General features: G+C 44.2%; 16 protein-coding genes. All 16 read left to right on the top strand.

Translation table 11 applies throughout. The features are described 5' to 3' along the window. The first annotated feature begins 5 nt into the window (after positions 1 to 5). The 16 genes from T458_RS39055 (at position 6) to T458_RS38980 (ending at position 19811) form a co-directional block, all read left to right on the top strand. Positions 6 to 1727 carry a HEAT repeat domain-containing protein gene (locus tag T458_RS39055; protein WP_023556487.1) on the top strand — a complete coding sequence of 574 codons (1722 nt, stop codon included), beginning with the start codon at positions 6 to 8 and terminating at the stop codon, positions 1725 to 1727. Further along, positions 1724 to 3055 carry a coiled-coil domain-containing protein gene (locus T458_RS39050; protein WP_023556486.1) on the top strand — a complete coding sequence of 444 codons (1332 nt, stop codon included), beginning with the start codon at positions 1724 to 1726 and terminating at the stop codon, positions 3053 to 3055. The genes T458_RS39055 and T458_RS39050 overlap by 4 nt, the downstream gene beginning before the upstream one ends. A 90-nt stretch (positions 3056 to 3145) precedes the next feature. After that, positions 3146 to 4984, top strand: a complete 1839-nt coding sequence (locus T458_RS39045; RefSeq protein ID WP_023556485.1) for a nuclease-related domain-containing DEAD/DEAH box helicase — start codon at positions 3146 to 3148, stop codon at positions 4982 to 4984. A gap of 261 nt (positions 4985 to 5245) precedes the next feature. Beyond that, entirely contained in the window at positions 5246 to 6541 is a 1296-nt protein-coding gene (locus T458_RS39040; RefSeq protein ID WP_023555147.1) for an IS110 family RNA-guided transposase, read from the top strand. Positions 6542 to 6948: 407 nt separating this feature from the next. Further along, positions 6949 to 9765 (top strand): AAA family ATPase, encoded by a 2817-nt coding sequence (locus T458_RS39035; protein WP_023556484.1) that lies wholly within the window; start codon positions 6949 to 6951, stop codon positions 9763 to 9765. A 512-nt stretch (positions 9766 to 10277) separates the two neighbouring features. Beyond that, on the top strand, positions 10278 to 11048 hold the full coding sequence (locus tag T458_RS39030; RefSeq protein WP_023556483.1) for a formylglycine-generating enzyme family protein: 771 nt from the start codon (positions 10278 to 10280) through the stop codon (positions 11046 to 11048). Between the two features lie 136 nt (positions 11049 to 11184). Then, a complete protein-coding gene (locus T458_RS39025) occupies positions 11185 to 11661 on the top strand; it encodes a MarR family winged helix-turn-helix transcriptional regulator (RefSeq protein ID WP_023556482.1) in 477 nt (158 codons plus the stop codon). A 64-nt stretch (positions 11662 to 11725) separates the two neighbouring features. Beyond that, positions 11726 to 12919 (top strand): ArsA family ATPase, encoded by a 1194-nt coding sequence (locus T458_RS39020; protein ID WP_023556481.1) that lies wholly within the window; start codon positions 11726 to 11728, stop codon positions 12917 to 12919. Further along, positions 12916 to 13101 carry a hypothetical protein gene (locus tag T458_RS39015; RefSeq protein ID WP_023556480.1) on the top strand — a complete coding sequence of 62 codons (186 nt, stop codon included), beginning with the start codon at positions 12916 to 12918 and terminating at the stop codon, positions 13099 to 13101. Before T458_RS39020 ends, T458_RS39015 begins: the two co-directional genes overlap by 4 nt. Before the next feature lie 22 nt (positions 13102 to 13123). Next, the gene (locus T458_RS39010) at positions 13124 to 13483 is read left to right on the top strand and encodes a DUF6463 family protein (RefSeq protein ID WP_023556479.1); all 360 of its coding nucleotides are present in this window, start codon (positions 13124 to 13126) and stop codon (positions 13481 to 13483) included. A 43-nt stretch (positions 13484 to 13526) separates the two neighbouring features. Next, complete coding sequence (locus T458_RS39005; protein WP_031305655.1) at positions 13527 to 14207, top strand: hypothetical protein; 681 nt, start codon at positions 13527 to 13529, stop codon at positions 14205 to 14207. Between the two features lie 96 nt (positions 14208 to 14303). Beyond that, positions 14304 to 14687 carry a hypothetical protein gene (locus tag T458_RS39000; RefSeq protein ID WP_023556477.1) on the top strand — a complete coding sequence of 128 codons (384 nt, stop codon included), beginning with the start codon at positions 14304 to 14306 and terminating at the stop codon, positions 14685 to 14687. 100 nt (positions 14688 to 14787) lie between these two features. Beyond that, the gene (locus T458_RS38995; RefSeq protein ID WP_023556476.1) at positions 14788 to 16113 is read left to right on the top strand and encodes a phytoene desaturase family protein; all 1326 of its coding nucleotides are present in this window, start codon (positions 14788 to 14790) and stop codon (positions 16111 to 16113) included. Further along, a complete protein-coding gene (locus tag T458_RS38990; RefSeq protein ID WP_354702683.1) occupies positions 16013 to 17017 on the top strand; it encodes an RNA polymerase sigma-70 factor in 1005 nt (334 codons plus the stop codon). The genes T458_RS38995 and T458_RS38990 overlap by 101 nt, the downstream gene beginning before the upstream one ends. Before the next feature lie 261 nt (positions 17018 to 17278). Then, the gene (codB, locus tag T458_RS38985) at positions 17279 to 18553 is read left to right on the top strand and encodes a cytosine permease (RefSeq protein WP_023556474.1); all 1275 of its coding nucleotides are present in this window, start codon (positions 17279 to 17281) and stop codon (positions 18551 to 18553) included. Continuing rightward, complete coding sequence (locus tag T458_RS38980) at positions 18543 to 19811, top strand: cytosine deaminase (RefSeq protein WP_023556473.1); 1269 nt, start codon at positions 18543 to 18545, stop codon at positions 19809 to 19811. Before codB ends, T458_RS38980 begins: the two co-directional genes overlap by 11 nt. Positions 19812 to 19959: the final 148 nt, after the last annotated feature.

Below are 19959 nucleotides of genomic sequence, written 5' to 3'. Positions count from 1 at the left end.
GATTTATGGCTATACATGAAAGGATATCGTCAGATCTGCTTCATCAGATGAGCAAGCTGAAGGATGAGTTAGCAACCCTTCCTCAAGCAGTTCAAGAGAAGCATCTATCCGATGACGAACAATTGTCTATTAGGGAAGAGTTGTTGAAGCAGGCAGAAATGGAAGAAGAAAGCGACGATTTTGATGAAGATATACTGGGTGGAATCGGCAGTCCCAAATATATAGATGGAATCGAAAAAAAGGTGGAAGTGGAGTATCTCGGGCGCGTTGGCTATATAGACATTTCCTTCGAGACTTTGCAGACCAATCTGACGGAGGAAGAGTACGGCAAAATCGTCCGATGGCTGGAGGAAATGGCGTATGACGACAACCCACAGACAAGTGCCAATGCAGCCAAGGAAATAGAGAAATATGGTGACGAAGTAATTGAGGTTGTTTTTCGGGAGTGCCGGAAATTCGATCTTTCTCATCAACAAAAGCGGCAACAGTTGGTCCAACTGCTGGCACGTTTGACAAACCGAAGTTTAAAAGGCCGAAGAATCATCAAAGGGATCCTGCAAAAAGCGACGACTCCCCAGCACATTAATGTCGCACTTATGGTTTCCGGAGCTATCTATGATAAGGAAGTGGCGGATGAAATCTTACGGCACGCCAAGAATCCTGACCATTTTGGGATTAGTGTGGATGCCCTGCTAAAAATCCGAGCTAAAGAAACAGTGAAACCGCTGCTGCAGATCATTCATGACATTGACACCGAGAAAAAGGAGCTTCTCGACGAAGCGATACAATATGCTCATCGGTTCGGAGAGTTCGGTCCTTTTGCAGTCAAGGATGTTTGCGAGGCGCTGATCAATTGCAGCAAATTCAGAATCCGTCCCATTTTCACTGTTGCTGTTCGCTCGTTCCGGGATGATGCCGTGCCCCATCTGCTGGAAATGCTTGAAAAGGAACATGACGATCTGAAAATTGACCGCATTTCCAAAGCGTTGGGCGGACTGGGAAGCCCCTATGTAACCAATATGCTGATGGAGGCTTACGACAAATTTCCGGGGAAACGAGTCCACCTGATCGACGGGTTAAGCCATACAAAAGACCCTCAGGTTTTGCCGCTTTTATTAAGAGAATTACAACAAACAGAAAGCTGGAAGCTTCGTCAAAAATGCTTGTTGGCGATGGCCTTTTTAGGAAATCAGGAGCACATCCCGCTTCTTCGCCAATACACATCTTATAAGAAGGACAAGATTTATCTGTATGCTTTGTTCGCATTGGTTTGCTTACATGATGACGCAGCGTTTGACCAGTACATGAAGCTGCTTGTACATGGGGATCAGGAAGAGCAATACGAGTTGGAGAAATTAACAGCCAAGATGCCGATGAATGCACTGGTGAAAATCTCCAGAGGGTTGTCAGCGTATAACGATTCCGAGTTGCTTTCCATTATCACTGCGCTCCAACGTCCGAATGTTTTGCCGCGTGAACTGGCAAATACCCTGAAAGAAATCCTTTCCCGTACCACGAATGCAACGTTGCGACTGGAGATCTACCGATTGATCGGATTGCATGTCAATACGAAAAAGGAGATTCTTCCGCAACACATCCTTTATAACGCCAGACAAAACGAGGAAAATCCCCGAGTTAGGCGTGAGTTGGAACAAATTATGAAGAATATGAAGCAGGAAAAAGGACATGTGGCCGTGAGCCGGGAAAATGGGGGGCTTTTTGAATGAGCAAGAAAAGCGGGAAGTCACGGAACAAAAATTATCCATATACGGTTGTGGAGGGAATTGATAAGTATGTGGATGCGGCATTGCTTGCCGAAATGCCAGACTTGACTTTATATACGGGATTAAAATTAGAGACCAAGTTATTGAAGAAGGTGGGAATTACCACATCGGAAATAACCCGTAAATCCATGACAAGGAAAGAAATTGTCCAAAGGGTATATCCACACTTGTTTGAAGGCTATAATTTTTACAATTTATGCGTCTCTTTTTGGATGGATTTTGTGGCATCAGATATCATTGAGCGCATCGAAAAGGAACAAAATTGCGCCATCAAGGAAATAGCATTGGAAGACTGGGAAGAAATCATGGATTGGGCGATCCAAGAAAAAATGAAAGTATCGTCCATGATCACACTGTTCCGTTTCGTTGATTCCCCTGTGCTCCACCCGCTTATTCCGGCATTGATTGAAAAATACCCAAAAAAATATTATCAGGAGACTGGCGTAAAACCAGGGGAAGAGTTTCAGTTAGGAGAGCTAGAATTGAAAACCCTTGACGAAACGGAAGAGGCATTGAGCGAAGGAAGAACTGAAGAGAGCGCCTCAGATCAGGAGCTGCTTTCTGGGTTGGATGAAGCAGTTAAAGTGATGGGCCTGTTGAAGCAGCGCTTGTCTTCCGTCGGGGAGGATTATCGCAGCAAATATGAGGCGGCTCATGAACAGATAAATAACCTGACAAACCAAGTAACTAATCTTAGCAAAGAACTAAAAGAGAAAGAACAACAAAACGAAATGCTGCAGAAACATAATGAGGCATTACAAAAGCAAAACAGAGATGCTAAGAAAAATGTGGAGGGATTGGAATCCCAGCTACAAACACAAAAGAAGGAATCAGGTCGCTTAGGGACATTGGTAGGGGAGATCAGAAAAGAAAAAGACGATCTTCAACAGGAAAATAGACAACTTCAGAGTAAGGTTTCTACCTTAGAACAAGAGAAATCCGTTCTCACGAAGCAGATCGAGCAGCAGCTAGAGGGGGAATGGAGTAAGAAAATGCTCGTCTTGAGAATGGAGAAGGAAAATGAAGCACAGCAGTTTGAGAGAGAAATAAATAGTCTGAGTAGACAGGTGGAAGAACTGGAAGCACAACTGCAGCCGCAACGAACCAGAATTCTCTGCTTGGAGGAGGAACTTCAGGAACTGAGGCAAAAATACGACCAACTGTTCCAACAGCCTGTTCATGTTCCTGAGCCTATCCAAGATGATGGAGAGGACCTGGAGGATTTTTCATTGGACATTTTTATCGATAATAAACCAATGCAAATCAAATAATGGATTCGATTTTGGGCTCCCCTCAGGGTCATCTCTTAGGGAGCCCGTTTTTCTTGTGTTTTGCCATAAGATTTTATTGGGGTGATTGGAATGTTTGAAAGAAAAGGGGTAACTGTTGTTGAGAATCCCAATACGAGAGAACCTATCACAGAGGGAGAACAATATTTCAAAGATAGAATATGCTCAACCCCTTTATTTGACGGCTGGACGCTATATGAGCAGCCAATCGTGAACTCGATGCATCCAGATTTCATCTTATCTCACCGAGAAAAAGGTATATTTATTATCGAGGTGAAGGATTGGCATTTGGATATTCCTAGATACGGAAGCGATGGACTGATTCGTGGAGAAAATGGCCGTGATATAAAGAAAAATCCCGTATTTCAGGTAAAATCATACAAAGAATTAATCCTGAGGTATGAGATCCATGAGTTTGTAAATGCAACTGAAAATTATCAACAGCAAGCCCAAGCAATGGTTACACCAATTATTTATTTCCATGTTGCTAAAAGAGATAGAGCACTAGACTTCTGCGGATATCCCAATCCAAAAGAATGTCTCATATGGACAAGATCAGACCTCGATTACTTATGTCAAACATCTCACAGAAATGATGATATGTATCCACCCTGTTTATTCTATCAGCGTTCTACTTTTGCAAAAGGACCAGATCAATCCATGCAAAAGCTTGTAGATGGTCTGGATCATATATTACGGCCCAGTGACTATGCTCGCGAAAGATCAAATCTGATTGTATTAACAAGAGAACAGAGAAACTTGGTACCAATCAGGAAAGGCAGTATTCGTCGCTGGGGCGGAGTAGCCGGGTCTGGAAAAACGTTGATTCTAGCATCAAAGGCAGTAGAAGCAATAAAATCAGGTCATAATGTTCTGCTTTTAACTTTTAATATCACGTTGAGACATTACATTCGAGATTTATGCAGTCAACAGTTTGGTGAAGGTGACAGAAGATTATTGAAGTCACACCTTACCATCTCACATTTTCATGGATTCTTAAAAATTTTGAGTGCGGAATTGGGTATTCAACCATCAGGCGGTACAGTTGAAGAGTATACAAAAGAAGCTATGAACCACATCGTTGAAGGTATTACATCTAATCATCCCTGGTATTTAAAGTATGATTGTATTTTGATAGATGAGGGCCAAGATTTCACTGGTCAATGGATTATCTTCTTGAAGAACTTTTTCACCGCTCAGGGTGAGCTGCTGGTTATGTATGATCGGGCTCAAAGCATATACGAGGATAGGGGGATGTGGATTACTGACGCTAACCAAATCACTGGAATAGGTTTTAGGGGGCAAGTTGGTTATTTGAATGTGACACAGCGTCTGCCTGAAAATATAGTCTATCAGATTAAAAGGTTGGAATATGTGTTGGGATTGGAAGGTCAAGAACAGTTTCAGTTGCCGAATGCCCAGATCGACTTATTTACTCGGCTGCAATGGATAAATGTGCCGTTATATGAAAATCGCTTTCCCATTATTCAGAACCAGATAAATCAAGTACTCTCAGATAGAATTAGTACCATAGATGATATTACGATCATAACGATGAAAGAGGAAACGGGAATTGAAATTGTTAATCAATATAGAAAGAGTTTTTATGCGGTTTCACATGTTTTTGACATAAGTGGTCAAAGAGATAATAAAAATCGCAGAAACGAGAAGTGGAAATTCCAGCCTGGTAAGGACCGTTTGAAAATTTGCAGTTACCATAGCTATAAAGGTTGGGAGAGCTCTCATATTATTTTGTTGCTAGAAGGGATCGGTGAAGGGGACAAACGAATAAAAGAAATGACAAATGCATTATTCATTTCTCTTACACGTGTCAACGCGTTTTCTAATTCTAGAAGTTTCACATGTATTAATAATTGTATCGACTTTCAATATTTATCGGATTACTTTTAAAAAAAGTCTGTTCAAATCTTGGTAGAATGGAGTCGAAAAATGTATTACAAACGGATTAAGCTGATTTTAATTCCACTCATGTTTCTCATATTCATAAAAGTTCTACACGGATAACATATTGTAATAAATGTGCTGCAAAATTAACAACAAGGAGCCATTCCTGTAATGAATGAATTTGGGGTTTGAATAAAAAAAGCACCTTCTGTAAACTGGGAAACGTTCCGTCCAAAGAACAATTACCCGTACAGGAGGTACTCCACAATGAAGTATAAGCAATCGAAAAAGCAGAATCAACGTATTCAACAAATTACCGAATTAACCCTTGTTGTCGGTGCAGATATTGCCAAGAAAACGCATGTTGCCAGAGCTGTCGATTTCCGCGGAATCGAGATTGGTAAGGACTGTGTGTTCGGCAATGACCATTCTGGCCTGACGAAACTCGTTTCGTGGATGAAGGAGCTTCAGCGGCAATACGCCAAGACGGATATCATCTTGGGCATTGAGCCAACCGGACACTACTGGTTTCCACTGGCCGAATTTCTGCATCGAGAAAACATCAAAGTCGTTATCGTGAATCCTCATCACGTCAATAAAAGCAAAGAACTTGAAGACAATTCACCGACGAAGAATGATTACAAGGATGCTAGGTTAATCGCTGATTTAGTTCGCAATGGCAAGTACAGCGAGCCCAAATTGCCTACGAGCGTTTATGCCGATCTTCGTATTCTCATGAACCTTCGAGAGAAGGTGATGGTGAACTTCGGTCAAGTCCAACGGCGTATCCAGAACTGGCTTGATCGCTTCTTTCCGGAGTACAGCCTTGTGTTTAAAGATTGGGAAGGAAAGGCCTCGCTCATCACGCTTCGTGAATTTCCGACGCCACAGGAGATTGTATCGCTTGGCGCGAGTACAATCGTGAACCGATGGAAGGAAGACGTGAAGCGAGCGGTTGGCTCCAAACGTGCAGCGCAACTCCTACAAGCTGCCACAAACTCAATTGGACTTACCGAAGGGCTGACGGCGGCGAAAATCGAGCTCAAGGCCTTACTGGAACAATATGAACTATTCTCAAGGCAACTTGAAGAAATCATGGCGCAAGTGGAAGCATTGCTTGCACAAATTCCAGGTACAAATGAAATGCTGACAGTACCAGGAATCGGCGTTGTTACGCTGGCGGGCTTCTTGGCTGAAGTTGGTGATCTTAGCGGTTATGACCATGGGCAGCAGATCATCCGTCTTGCTGGATTTAACCTCAAAGAGAACAGTTCCGGCAAGAAGAAGGGCAAGTCCACGATTACCAAGCGTGGACGATCCCGACTAAGAGCCTTGCTATTTCGGGCGATGATGCCGATGGTCGCCAAAAACGCCGAATTCAAGGCGTTGCACCATTACTTTACGAAGCGAAGTCATAATCCGCTCAAGAAGAAGCAGTCTATAGTGGCACTCTGCGGGAAGCTCATTCGCGTACTGTACACACTAGGCACGAAGTGCATTCCGTACAATGCGTCCGACGTATTAGGACCTGTACGCCAGTCCCAAATACAGATGGTAGCTTAAATTCAAACGATATTCTCGTTTCTCACAAGAGCTTGGAAGTAAACCAATGACAACAGAAGCACGGAGCAGCCGCAGGATCTATTCCGTAAGGGCAACGACCCAGTAAAGGAGCAAGAAGCGGCGTCCACACCTTGAGAGGCAGAACGAAGGAATGTAAGGGCGAAGACCCAGCGTGACATGGGAGGGTAAGCCGTCAGGGGAATGGAGTGGATATCCAAATGTGCGGTCATACGATTTACCAATAGATTGGAAAAAAGATTCGAATCTTTATTCCCGCCACCGGCTCATCCAGAAAAATATTCCATAATTACATGCTTCGCCCACTTCTCTGGAATGTTGATGGTTGAAAATCTAAGAATGAGTGAGCAAACGCGAGAAAACATTAATTTATAGTGGGAGGAATTGCAATGCTGAACACTCCATTAATAGACTGGGCAAATGAGTTACACACAGTAGGTTTAACAGGATGCTTAACTAATAAGTATAGTTCCGCTTCGATTAAAAAGTATTTATCAGGCCAAACTTTTATCGCACCTGAGATTATGATCAACAATAATGACGTATCCATTTCAAATGCCCAGCAAACCCATGTTGCTACGATTCAGATGATTGAGCGATTAAATGTGTCTAAATTTCGGTCAAAGGGCCGGCTTCCGTATAATGTAATCGATTTTCGTCAGGTGAATTTGATTTGGGGGAAGAATGGAAGTGGAAAAACTTCCATTTTGGAAGCGATTGAGCTTGCATTAACGAATCAAATTCGCAGTCTGCAAGATGTAAAAGATAAAACTTTTCAATCTATGCAGACTGAAGTTAAATGCAGAACACAAGATCAAAAGTCAGGTGTATCCTTCATATCCGGTCAAAAACCTGCCTTCTATAAACAGCTAGAAACCTCATGGTATGGTACTTCAACAGGCTCATCTAAATCGACAATTAATGATCAATTCTTTCGTTTTAATTATTTTGATGTCAATTCGGCTTACAAGTTTGTCATGGAGGAAAGTCTGGATCCGGGTAAGAAGAAGGATCCTGATTTGTTAGATAAGTTCTCCCGGCTTCTTTTTGACGAATCATTAATAAGCATGGAAAAAAATTGGACAAGGTATGCCCAAGAGTTTCGAGAACTCCTCGAGGAGAAAACGGCAAGGATTTCAGACATAGAACAAAATATTGAGTGGTATCTACAATCTCTGGAGGATGCGGAAAAGCAAAGGGAACAAAAGGTTGACGATCGTCAATTTAAGGATATTTTACGTAGAACTAATTGTAAAACTACTTATCACGGTACAAATCATATGGTCTCTGTTGCACAGAGTGTTGAGAACGTAGTTGAATGTGTAGAACGTATAAAGCAGAGCCTACATGAACCGTATTTAGAGACCATTGGAGGAATTATAGAGGAGAAGGAGCGGATAATAAAGCAATATGCCCTAGAAGATAGTAAAATCAAATCTCTTACGACTGAGAAGGACTCTTTGTTTGATAATTTGACTCAGCTCAACACAATGAAGCATCGTGCAAAATTGCAAGTGAAAACGATTGAAAAGGAGACTGAAGACTGGTTAAACACAAAAGAAGTTTGGAAACAAGTTCAACATATTGTAGAGAACCCCGATTTGGTTATCAAGTTTCGGGAAACTACGGACATAATTAATGGTTTGCAGGCACTTAGGCTCTTTAGTGAGACACTTCCTAATTTTGAACTGATTAATCATGTTCCTCTAATTACCCTGGAAGAAGAGCGCAAAATCGAGTTGAAAGATCAGTATAGTTTAATGGTACTAGAGTTACAACAGGCAAATGGCAAAGAGCAGGAACTGACTGCGATATCAGCACAATTAGATGAGATTCGGGCGAAGCTAAATGCACTGGGCATCCAATACTTGAATCATACGAAAGATGAACAGTGTCCACTATGTGGTGTTATTCATGATTCACCACAGTTACTTATGAATAGAATTGAACAACAGAATCAGAGTATTTCCCAGGACTTACTGCAACAAGTTTTCACGGAAAAGGAGAAAATTAAGCGAAGAATTTCTGAGGTACAGGTTCTGTTGCAAGCAGATGAATTAGCTCGAATGATTAACGGATTTCTGATAAAGAACCCGGCCCTCCTTTATTTGATCGATCCACAATCGACATCGGGCAACGGAAATAATCTTGAAGCACTATTTCAGCAGTGGTACCTGAATATTGATACCATGCAAATGCTGGAAGAGTATCGATCCATACTAGAGAATATGGAGTCAAAAGGATTTTATGAGGCAGTAATCGAACAAGCAGATCTCTTCGCTCGTTCTAACTCTTTGTATATGGCATTTTTTCAAGAAAGCAACACTCAAACATTCGGTACTTTCATTGAGGAGAAGTTAATCATTTTGACGAAACGACTTCAATTCGAGATGAATGCTGTTGATCAGAATAACGAATCTTTAAATCAGAAAAATGTTAGAATAAGCCAACTGATCGAGGATATACAAAGATCAGAGAGCACTCTTTCACAGATTGAATTACGAAAAAACAAGATCGAACAACAATACATCGCGATACAGGTGATTCTTAACCATTTTCAGTTATCTCAAGTCACACCATTAGCCAAGTGGTTGGTAAGCTTCGAGGAATTGAGAGTGATGACAGAACGCTATCAGAAACAGTTTTCCCACCAGTATGATGATGTTAATTATTACAAACAGCGTATAGCTGACAGGAAAGAGGTACTGGAACAACTTCGAGCGGAGAGTGAGCGGGTTAAATCAGCTGTGGGAGCTTTTGAAAAGATGAAGCCGCTATCCACGTACACTTTTGATGTTGTTGGACGCCACGTAGCAGAAATAAATCGATACTACAAGCGGTTAGTTCAACCTTCCGAAGAAATAATGATTATAGTTCAAGGGAATGGTATTCATTGTAAAAGAGATCAGGAAAGCGATGTTCTTCTTCCCTATGAACTAAGCACCGGACAACGCATTGCTCTGACATTATCCGTTTTGTTTGCTCTGCATTTTGCTTCACCGCAGGCACCACGATTTTTGATGTTCGACGAGGCTGCAGCTCACTTAGATGTTGAACACACTGGTCGCTTGCTAGATTTACTAGAGGAGTTTGCAAAGGAAGGTGAGCAGATTCTGTTCACTACATCTAATTCAGATGTAGCTAGCGCCTTTAGAACGAAATTTGTTAATTATCATGATGAAGCATTTATCGAGATTGCATTATAGTGAACTTGTGTAAATAACAATTAAGAAAAATCGATATTAAAGTTGTTGACGGATTGTTGAAGAACTCCGTCATCAACGAACAAATCAAAACCAAACAGATAAATATCAGAGCATTAATATCCCCTATATATCAAGGTTTTGGCTATCTATGACAGATTGAATCAAAACCACTCAGGTTCCCGCATACGGGGAATGTGGAGAGTGTGGCTCTGCTTGCAAAGCAAGATGTAACCACAAAATAAACCTTTCCCAGAACGCCAGAGCAAAAAATCGGGGGAAAAGCGGAATCCAATCGGATCAAGCCTCTCCCCTGTTTTTGTATCAAGATTTTATTCTCACAAGCATAATGTTTTGGTTGAAAAACTGGAGTCAAAAATGGAGAAAATGCGGGAGTTGGAACAAGACTTTATTTTGACGGAACAAAGGAATAGATGAGATGTGACCGTAGCTCAGAATACAGCGTGGTGAGTCTAAGGAAGAAGATCAAATACTGAAATAGACAGGAGGTCAATATGATAATCGGAAAGCACGGAAGTGACAGAGAGCTTTTTCTAAAAGATCTAATGAATTTGATGGTACCAATAGAAGGTGGAACCGTTGAATTACGCGATTATATTAATATGAATAAATGGCTTAGCTCTGATTACACGTTATCAGATCCTGGAAGAGGAAGTGATAAAAAAGTTATTACATGGACTGAAACGATCGAACCATTCTATGTAATGAAGTATCCGGTAACACAGCAGTTGTATCATTTTGTCATGCATGAAGAAGAAGTAGAACCGAATGTGAATAACCTGCCAATTACGGAGGTTTCGTGGTTAGATTCGCTTGAATTTTGTAACGCATTGTCCAGAATACTTGGCAGGACTGAATGCTACACAATCACAAATGAAAGTGAGAACACGATATATAACAAAAACGCCAATGGCTTTCGACTGCTATCAGACGCTGAATGGCAGTATGCGTGCAAAGCGGGAACCAAGGGATATCGGTATGAAAGAATTGATAAGATTGCATGGTATCAAGAAAACTCCAATGGATTAGCTCAACAAGTTGGAAAACTGCTTCCTAATCCATGGGGGCTTTACGATATGATTGGCAATGTTTGGGAATGGTGCTGGGATCTATATGATACTGAACGATATGGGAATTATAGAGTCTTCCGGGGAGGCAGCTGGGCTGAAGTTGAAAACAATTGTGGTTCTACGATTAGAAGGAAAAGCATGCCTGATTTCAAGGTAGATGACCTTGGCTTTAGAATCGCACTTACAAAACGATGAGAACACGACATCGAGCATGCAGGGAAGAGATGAGACAGTATCGCTCTAAAAATAATCGAGTTGACATTACTACGAAAACGTACTAAATTGGATTCAAACACTTACTACGAATTCGTACTAAAAAGGAGCTGCCGGTATGCATCAGTTATATGATCTGTTTCTCAAGACCGGTTTGCGCCCATTCGCATTTATGACCGACATGTTGCAGCTTGAACAGAAAGTGACGCGTTCGGATCTGGCGACGCTGCTTATTCTGCTCTTTCGAGGGGACCTGACGATGACGGAATTGGCGGCCGAGATGGGGGCGCCGCTGAGTTCGATGACAAGTATTGCGAAGCGGCTAGAGCGAAAAGGCTATATCGCCCGAGCGACATCTCCAAAAGACCAACGGGTCAAGCTCGTGATGCTCACACAAGAGGGTCTTCGACTTGCGAAAGAATGGGAGCGCATCATGCTGGCGATGCTGGGCAAGCTGGAGGCGGCGTTTACGCCGGAAGAGATGGAGCAATTTACGCTACTTTCGTTTAAGGCCATCAAAGTATTCCAGGACGAAGAACCTGTAAAGCTTCAGGAGATAAAGAACCGTCCGGTAAAGATCAATATCGACGAGTGACCGATCCAAACGGTCTCTTCATTTCCGTATTTACTACGAAATCGTACTAAAAGGAGCAATGGTTATGAGAATCATCATCTACACGGGTAAAGGCGGCGTCGGCAAGACGAGTATAGCCGCAGCGACAGCGGTGAAAATGGCAAAGCAGGGGAAACGAACGCTCATTCTTAGCACTGACGCAGCACATAGTTTAGCGGATTCACTGGACATGCGGATCGGGCCGGAGCCAGTCTCCATCAGTGAAAACTTATGGGGGCAGGAAGTGAACAGCCTGCGGGAGACGGAGAAAAATTGGGGAATTGTCCAAGGTTGGCTAACCGCATTGCTCGACAAAGCACAGCTTACCGATATTGCCACGGAGGAAATGCTCGTGTTTCCAGGCATGGAAGAGCTGTTCAGCTTATTGCAAATCAAGGAACACACGCAAAGCGGAAACTATGATGTGATCGTCGTTGATTGCGCCCCGACCGGAGAGACGCTGCGGTTGCTCAGCTATCCAAATGTATTGAACTGGTGGCTTGAAAAAATGTTTCCGAACGAACGCAGGCTGATCAAGCTCGTTCGGCCGGTCGCCAAGTTCATCAACAACGTAGATCTTCCCTCAGATGATGTGCTTGACAGCGTTGAGCAATTGGCACGCAGCTTGGAGGAACTGCAACGGATCGTTCTGGACCCGGAGATGACATCGGTGAGACTGGTGCTGAACCCCGAGAAGATGGTGCTTGCCGAAGCGAAACGATCCTTCACGTACTTGAATTTATTCGGATTCAATACGGATGCGGTCATCGTGAATCGGGTGCTGCCGAATGAGGCGGGAGAAGGATTTTTCGCATACTGGCGGGACATTCAAAAGAAATATGAAGAGGAAATTATCATGAACTTCCAGCCGCTGCCGATTCTCAAAGCGCCCATGATGCCAAAGGAAGTCATCGGATTGCCTGTTCTCGAAGAATTGGCGGATATCGTTTTTAAAGATCAGAATCCTTCCACTATTCTTTATCGAGGCAGAACAGAAAAGATCCGAGAAGAGGATGGCGGAATGGTTCTGGAACTGTCGATTCCCTTTGTGGAGAAGTCGGATTTGGATTTAACGCAGACGGGCGACGAACTGACGGTAAACGCAGGTGCCTACAAGCGGAAGGTGATTTTGCCAAGACCGCTTATAGGCCGGCAGGTTACAGGTGCGAAGTTTTCAGAGGACCGGCTTCTCATCCGTTTTGGGGAGCGAAATCTGGCAGAAGGGAATGAAGAGCAATGAGAAGCGATGAGCTTCGAATAGAACGGCTGTTGGAACATTTGAAGCAACACCAGGCGGGGAAGCATGCAAGAAACACCGTTAAGGAAGGGCTGCTGGCTTCTCGTGCGGTCATCGACAGCCTCATTGACTTGTTAGAGGAACCAAGCAGCACGCCATGCGCACGCAAAATTGATATTTCATAAATCGAGAGAGGATGAGGAATAGATGGTGAGTGGGATCAAACGTCATGTCGGGCTGACGCTTATGCTGACCGGATTGTTTCATAATATCTTGGGGCTGGTTGGATTCATGACACAACTGCAGCCAATGGTTGCTGAGGGTCTATGGGATACGGTGGGGAATGGGCAATGGGATCGCGCAACCGCATTCTGGTTCTTGATGCTCGGCTTCATGCTGATTCTTTTCGGCTATACGGTGGATTGGCTCATGAAAAAGAAAGGGATTGCCCCGCCTGTTTCTCTCGGCTGGATGCTATTTGCCTTCTGCTTGATCGGGGTTATCGTGATGCCGACTTCGGGTTTTTGGCTTGGCTTGCCTCAGGCGTGGCTCTTATTGCGAAAGTGAATGGGACAGTCGATTGCCAAATCAAATAAGAGGGTGCTATGTGGTGAATCACAATCTCGATTCGTCGTTACCTAGTGGGTGGAAAGCCTACGCCCACTTTACAAAGACGTCAGGATGGGCGGCTTATGCGGGTTGCGTCTGGGCCCTCCTGTATGCGGTCTTTGTCCGATTCTATCAGGCCGCAGGAGGAACAATCGGTCTTTCGGCTCCGATTGTTGATACCACTGGCGGTATCTATATAGCAAGCTATGTCGTGGGTGTAATCATCATGTTGTGCGGATTTGTCTTATTAGGACTCGTTAAACCTTGGGGGAAGGTTGTCCCTTCATGGATACCATGGCTCGGCGGAGTCAGTATCTACCGGGGATTTCTGTTATTCCCCACCCTTCTCTGCTCTGTCTTTTTACTCGCTCATGGAGCAGCCGGAATCATTACAAGAGTCCTCTTTTTGGCTGGCTTCATAAATTTGAAAATGCCGACATTTAGCGGCGAAGTGGATATGCGTATCGATGCATTATGGGACTTGTTCGTGTACCAACCATGGTTTTTCATCATGGGAGTATTGGCTGGCTTGTCGGCAGCGCATTATGCACAAGCGAGAGACGTTTCGCTTTCTGCTTTGAAATGCGGCACACTCCTTTTCTTGTTTTTAACAATCCTCGTTACTGCGATTTTTGTAGCAGCCATCGTGTTTGACTTTGTCGAAAAATTAAGCTTTTTTTAAGGCGTTCCTTCCTAAGATGTTACGTAATGGTCTTTGCTTGTTCAGACGGTGACATCTTAGTTGATCGGGAACACAAATCTAGGGAGGTGCATGGACATGAATGGGCATGATGTAGCCTTAGTAGTGGCTGGAATCATCGGAAGCGGCGTGGCGCTGGTACACGGCATTCTGATCCAGCGGCTCATGGTCAGGCCGTTGGCGAGTGCGGAGTCTTTATTTGCCGAGGCAAGAGTCAGATGGATCGTGTCATGGCTCTTGCAATTCAGCACGTTCAACTGGTTTCTTGGCGGGCTCGCTTTGATTGCTTCCATCTGGTTCGGGCCTGACGCAAGGCTTGTGACGGGCCTGCTCGTTGGCAGCTCGTATCTGTATGGCGCTTTCATCAACTTTAAGGCAACGCGCGGTCGTCATCCCGCCTGGATGCTCTACACGGTTGCGCTCGGTTTGATTGCCTTCGGCGTCAACGGATCGGGCGGTTGAGCCCACGACCAGATACCGTAAGTCGCCAACCAACACGATTTTGTCACAAAACCCTCCCTCCCTTTCGTCTTTCTTATAAAAAGGAAAAGGGGAGAATGGCATGAGAACATATGATGCAGCGGTAATCGGCGGAGGGCTTTCCGGATTAACAAGTGCGATTTATTTGGCAAAAGCCGGTTTATCCATAGTTTTGTTGGAAAAGTCAAATCAGTTGGGCGGTCGTTCCGTTACGGTAAAAAAGAATGGTGCCATGCTGAATTTGGGTCTTCATGCGCTCTATAAAGGGGGGGCTGCTGAGGAGGTATTAACTGAACTGGGAATCCCGGTCAAAGGAGCGACAGTCCCCGCAAAAGGCGGCATCGTGTGGAATAACAAACTTTTCCAACTACCTGGAAATCCTTTCGCGATTCTCACATCCAACTTGTTATCTGCTTCTGCTAAGTTGGAAATCGTTCAATTTGTGACACGACTAGCGAAAATCGATACAAGGGCTTTACCACCGATCAGTTTTCGGGAATGGGCGGAAAAGGAAATCCGCGATCCCATGATACGACACCTCATTTACGCTGTATGCAGAACCAATACGTTTGTACCTTATCCTGAGCTTCTATTAGCTGCTCCTGGGATCAGAAGGTTGCAACTGGTATTTAAAGGAAACCAAGTAGTATATGTAGATAGAGGTTGGGGCCAACTGGTTGAAAGTCTTCGGCAGGAGGCGATCCGAGCAGGTGTTGCCATTCTGTGCGGAAAACATGTATCTGAGATTGAGCATGATGGTAGAGTAAGGAAAATCCGTTTTCATGATGGCGAAACACTGGAAATCCCATATGTCCTCGTCGCGGCAGGGCCGGGCGAAACCTTCAAGCTCGTGAAAAACGCGGAGCATACATCGCTCAAGGAGTGGCGGGATCGGGCGAAGCCAATCTATGCTGCATGTCTAGATGTCGCGCTCCGCAAGCTGCCCTACTCTGATGATCCAAAGCGTCATTTCACCTTCTTCTTGGATCAACCGATCTTTATTAGCACTCCATCAGTCATTTCCGATGCAAGTGAAGATGGTTCCGCCATTATTCATGTCTGCAAGGACATCGGCTTTGGCTCTGACAATCCCAAAGACGACGAAAGTCATTTGGAGCGGGCTTTAGACTTCATTCAACCGGGATGGCAAAAAGAACTTGTGGCAAGGCAGTTCTTGCCAAAAATTACGGTTGCCCATGATTTTGATTCCATGGATCGAATTGGGAAACGCTACGGACCATCTGTCCCGGAAGTGCACGGATTGTACGTTTCCGGGGATTGGACGGGTCGATGTGAAGTATTAGTGGATGCGGTTTTTGCCAGCGCGAAGCGGGCTTCCGAGGAGATCCTTCGAGAATATAACAACATGGGAGGGCGTGCATACCGTGGAAGTGGAAGAGTTGTATAAAAGTCTGCGGCCTTCGCTCATTTCTCTTGCTTATCGCATGATGGGCAGTATGATGGATGCTGAAGATATCGTTCAAGAAACGTTCCTTTCGATAGAAAAGGTTCCATCCGAGATGGTGAGGAATCCCAAGTCTTATTTGTTCCGGAGTGTGAGCAACCGGTGCATAGATCGGTTACGGGCGCAAAGCAAGCATCGTGAAGCGTATGTAGGACCTTGGCTTCCGGAACCGATTATGAGTGAGGGGAACGGACCAATCGACCCTTTGGAAGGATATATACGGAAAGAAACGATTTCGATGGCGTACTTGCTCTTGATTCAGCAGCTTTCATGGACCGAGCGGGTTGTCTTTCTGTTGCGAGAGGTACTTCAATACGAATATGAGGAAATAGCGGAGATAGTCGACAAAAGCCCTACAAACTGCAGGCAAATCTTCCGTCGTGCCAAAAGGAGCTTGGGCGAAATTCCTCAAGTGAATGTCGGCATGGAGCGGGAGACAACCCATGTGATTGAACAGTTCGCGCAAGCCCTTTTGAGTGGGGATATGAAAATACTGCTCGAAACGCTGACTTCGGACACGATCCTATATATGGATGGTGGAGGCAAAGTGAAAGCCCCTTTGCGTCCGCTGTATGGCCATGATCGAATCGCTCGTTTCTTTATCGGTATTTTCCCGGAGTTCCCTGCTGATTTCACTTTTCAGCTTTGCGAGATGAATGCCCAGCCCGGATTGGTGTTTTATGCAGGTGAGCAACTCTTTGCTACGATTTCCTTCGATATTCAAAATAATCGGATCGTGAACATGTATGCTGTTTTGAATCCTGATAAGCTAAAAAGTGTCTTACGCTCTGGGGTTCCATTGATTTCTTCGCTTTATGAAATAATCCCGCATAACCAAAAACTTTAAGATGACAGCCAAACATTTTTATGCAATAATTTAACCTAATTAAATACTGGTACCTTTAATTCAGTCCAGAGAGGCTGACAAGGACAGCGGAAAAAATGATCATTGCTTTGGGTAGCCTGTGCGAAGGATATCCCATGTTCATTTATGTAGAAAAAGCTTCTTGTCAGGTAATTGGCAAGAAGCTTTTTCATTTCCTGACGTCTTCATCGAAGTTCTCTTCGGTACCAGTTCTTAATCAACTAACCTAATGGGGGAATTGGTATGTCAAACGTTGATAAGGAATTCTCGTTTCAGGCAGTGCCTCAGGCAAATCGGAATGGGTTTTGGAAGATTCTTGCGGTCATGCTCTCCTTCACTTTCTTTTCAGCAAGCATGTGGTCTGGAGGGACATTGGGTAACGGGTTGACACTTGTCCAGTTTATTGGGATTGTAGTAACAGGTAATCTCATCCTGGGTCTATACACCGGTTCCTTGGCTTATATTGCAGCCAAAACGGGGTTATCCACCCATCTGTTGACGAAGTATGCATTTGGCGATAAAGGCTCCTATCTATCTTCCTTTTTATTAGCGACAACCCAAGTAGGGTGGTTTGGTGTCGGTCTTGCGATGTTTGCGGTTCCCGTTGAAAAGGCGACGGGGATCAATGTCTATGTATTAATTGCGATTTTGGGCTTAATGATGACGGCATCGGCTATTTTTGGAATGAAGGCTTTGACCGTATTGGGATTTGTCGCCGTTCCCGCGATTGCGATCTTCGGGAGTTATTCCATGTTCAATGCAGCTGAAAAAATCGGGGGACTTCAAGGCTTGCTCGCCTATGAACCAACAGAGACAATGGGCATTGCAGCAGCATTGACGATTTGTATCGGCTCTTTCATTAGCGGTGGTACGCTTACGCCTGACTTTGCCCGTTTTGCCAAGACATCCCGTTCGGCAGTGACGGCGATTGTGATTGCTTTCTTTCTTGGAAACTCTCTGATGTTTTTGTTTGGTGCGGTAGGGGCTATTGCTTACGGGATAGCGGATGTCTCGGATGTTATGTTTCTACAGGGGCTCATTATCCCTGCCATCATTGTCCTGGGCTTAAATATTTGGACGACAAATGACAGCGCGTTGTACGCTTCCGGGTTAGGCTATGCCAATATTACGAAGATCTCGAAGCATAAAGTGGTAGTCTTCAACGGAATTGTCGGTACGATCGCAGCGATGTGGCTTTATAATAACTTTGTTGGGTTTTTGACGGTTCTGGGCTCCACGCTGCCATCGATTGGAGCGATTATCTTAGCAGACTACTTTATTTTAAAACGTGGGAAATACGAACCATTTGAAAAGATGACATTTAAAGCTGTGAATTGGGTTGCGATCCTCGCGTGGGTAGGTGGAGTTGGGATTGCCCAATTTGCGCCAGGCATTCCTCCCATCAATGCATTAGTAGGGACTGCGATTATTTATATCATCGTGATGAAATGTCTGCCTCAGAAAAAAGCATCCATGAGTCAAATAAATGAAAAGGGCGGGGTAATCAGTGATCATTAAAAACGCAAAGCTTAGAGGGAAAGATGGACTTTGGCACTTGCTAGTGGAAGAAGGCAAGTTCGTTAAAGTGACGCAAACACTTGGAGATGTGGAAGGAAAAGAAGTTATTGATGTGAACGGTTCTCTCGTCCTTCCTCCGTTTATTGAGCCGCATATCCATTTGGATACAACGTTAACAGCCGGCGAACCGGAGTGGAATATCAGCGGGACCTTGTTTGAAGGGATTCAAAGATGGGCGCAACGCAAAGAAACATTAACCAGGGATGATGTGAAAACAAGAGCGAAAACGGCCTTAAAATGGCAAATTGCGCAAGGGATTCAGCACGTCCGTACACATGTAGACGTAACAGATCCTGAGCTCACAGCTTTACAAGCCATGCTGGAAGTAAAGGAAGAATTGGCACCCTACGTAGATATTCAGCTTGTTGCTTTTCCACAAGAAGGCATCCTTTCCTATCCGAACGGGGTCGAATTGCTTGAGGAATCTTTGAAGATGGGCGCAGATGCAGTAGGCGGTATTCCGCATTTTGAATTTACGAGAGAGTATGGCGTAGATTCATTAAAAATCGCCTTTGACCTCGCTGAAAAGTATAATCGATTGGTTGACATTCATTGCGATGAAATCGATGATGAGCAATCCCGCTTTGTTGAGGTTGTGGCAAAAGAGGCATACGAACGTGGAATCGGCACGCGCACAACAGCGAGCCATACAACGGCAATGGGCTCCTATAATGATGCCTATACGTATAAATTATTCCGCCTGTTAAAGCTTTCTTCCATCAATTTTGTCTCGAATCCACTTGTGAATATTCACCTTCAAGGCAGATTTGATACGTATCCAAAACGCAGAGGCCTTACAAGAGTAAAAGAGTTGACGGAAGCGGGACTCAACGTTTGCTTTGGCCACGATGACATCTTTGACCCTTGGTATCCACTGGGAACAGGAAACATGCTTCAGGTCTTGCATATGGGCATCCACGCTTCGCAATTAATGGGCTATGAGCAAATTGTGAATTCCATTGATTTCATCACGAAAAACAGTGCCAAAACACTGCACATTGAAGAGAAGTACGGCATTGAGGAAGGCAAACCAGCTAGTTTCATCGTCTTGTCTGCTGAAAATGAATATGAAGCGATTCGCAAGCAAGCGGTCGTTACGTACTCCTTTAGAAATGGAAAGCTGATTGCCAAAACAAATCCAAGTGAAACAACCATCACGTTGGATCAAATGGAAGAGAAAGTTCAGTTTAAGAGATAGGGAAGGGAATGGGACTCAAGCGCAGCATATGCTTGAGTCTTTTTTTTATTTCAAGGTGATCATAAGTCGTAAAATTTTGTCGAGAAAAAGGTACAAAAAAATGTAAATCCGCAATTTACATTAAACCCAGCGGTATGGTAGGATTAAC

This window comes from Brevibacillus panacihumi W25 (assembly GCF_000503775.1).
In the GTDB taxonomy this organism is placed as follows: Bacteria; Bacillota; Bacilli; order Brevibacillales; family Brevibacillaceae; genus Brevibacillus; species Brevibacillus panacihumi_A.
The sequence above is the reverse complement of the archived record's forward strand: the minus strand, read 5'-3'. Positions and strand labels throughout refer to the sequence as shown.

Coding starts and splice junctions, on each gene's coding strand:
- T458_RS39055 (WP_023556487.1), top strand. CDS start 6: ATGGCTATACATGAAAGGATATCGTCAGATCTGCTTCATCAGATGAGC.
- T458_RS39050 (WP_023556486.1), top strand. CDS start 1,724: ATGAGCAAGAAAAGCGGGAAGTCACGGAACAAAAATTATCCATATACG.
- T458_RS39045 (WP_023556485.1), top strand. CDS start 3,146: ATGTTTGAAAGAAAAGGGGTAACTGTTGTTGAGAATCCCAATACGAGA.
- T458_RS39040 (WP_023555147.1), top strand. CDS start 5,246: ATGAAGTATAAGCAATCGAAAAAGCAGAATCAACGTATTCAACAAATT.
- T458_RS39035 (WP_023556484.1), top strand. CDS start 6,949: ATGCTGAACACTCCATTAATAGACTGGGCAAATGAGTTACACACAGTA.
- T458_RS39030 (WP_023556483.1), top strand. CDS start 10,278: ATGATAATCGGAAAGCACGGAAGTGACAGAGAGCTTTTTCTAAAAGAT.
- T458_RS39025 (WP_023556482.1), top strand. CDS start 11,185: ATGCATCAGTTATATGATCTGTTTCTCAAGACCGGTTTGCGCCCATTC.
- T458_RS39020 (WP_023556481.1), top strand. CDS start 11,726: ATGAGAATCATCATCTACACGGGTAAAGGCGGCGTCGGCAAGACGAGT.
- T458_RS39015 (WP_023556480.1), top strand. CDS start 12,916: ATGAGAAGCGATGAGCTTCGAATAGAACGGCTGTTGGAACATTTGAAG.
- T458_RS39010 (WP_023556479.1), top strand. CDS start 13,124: ATGGTGAGTGGGATCAAACGTCATGTCGGGCTGACGCTTATGCTGACC.
- T458_RS39000 (WP_023556477.1), top strand. CDS start 14,304: ATGAATGGGCATGATGTAGCCTTAGTAGTGGCTGGAATCATCGGAAGC.
- T458_RS38995 (WP_023556476.1), top strand. CDS start 14,788: ATGAGAACATATGATGCAGCGGTAATCGGCGGAGGGCTTTCCGGATTA.
- T458_RS38990 (WP_354702683.1), top strand. CDS start 16,013: ATGCGGTTTTTGCCAGCGCGAAGCGGGCTTCCGAGGAGATCCTTCGAG.
- codB (WP_023556474.1), top strand. CDS start 17,279: ATGTCAAACGTTGATAAGGAATTCTCGTTTCAGGCAGTGCCTCAGGCA.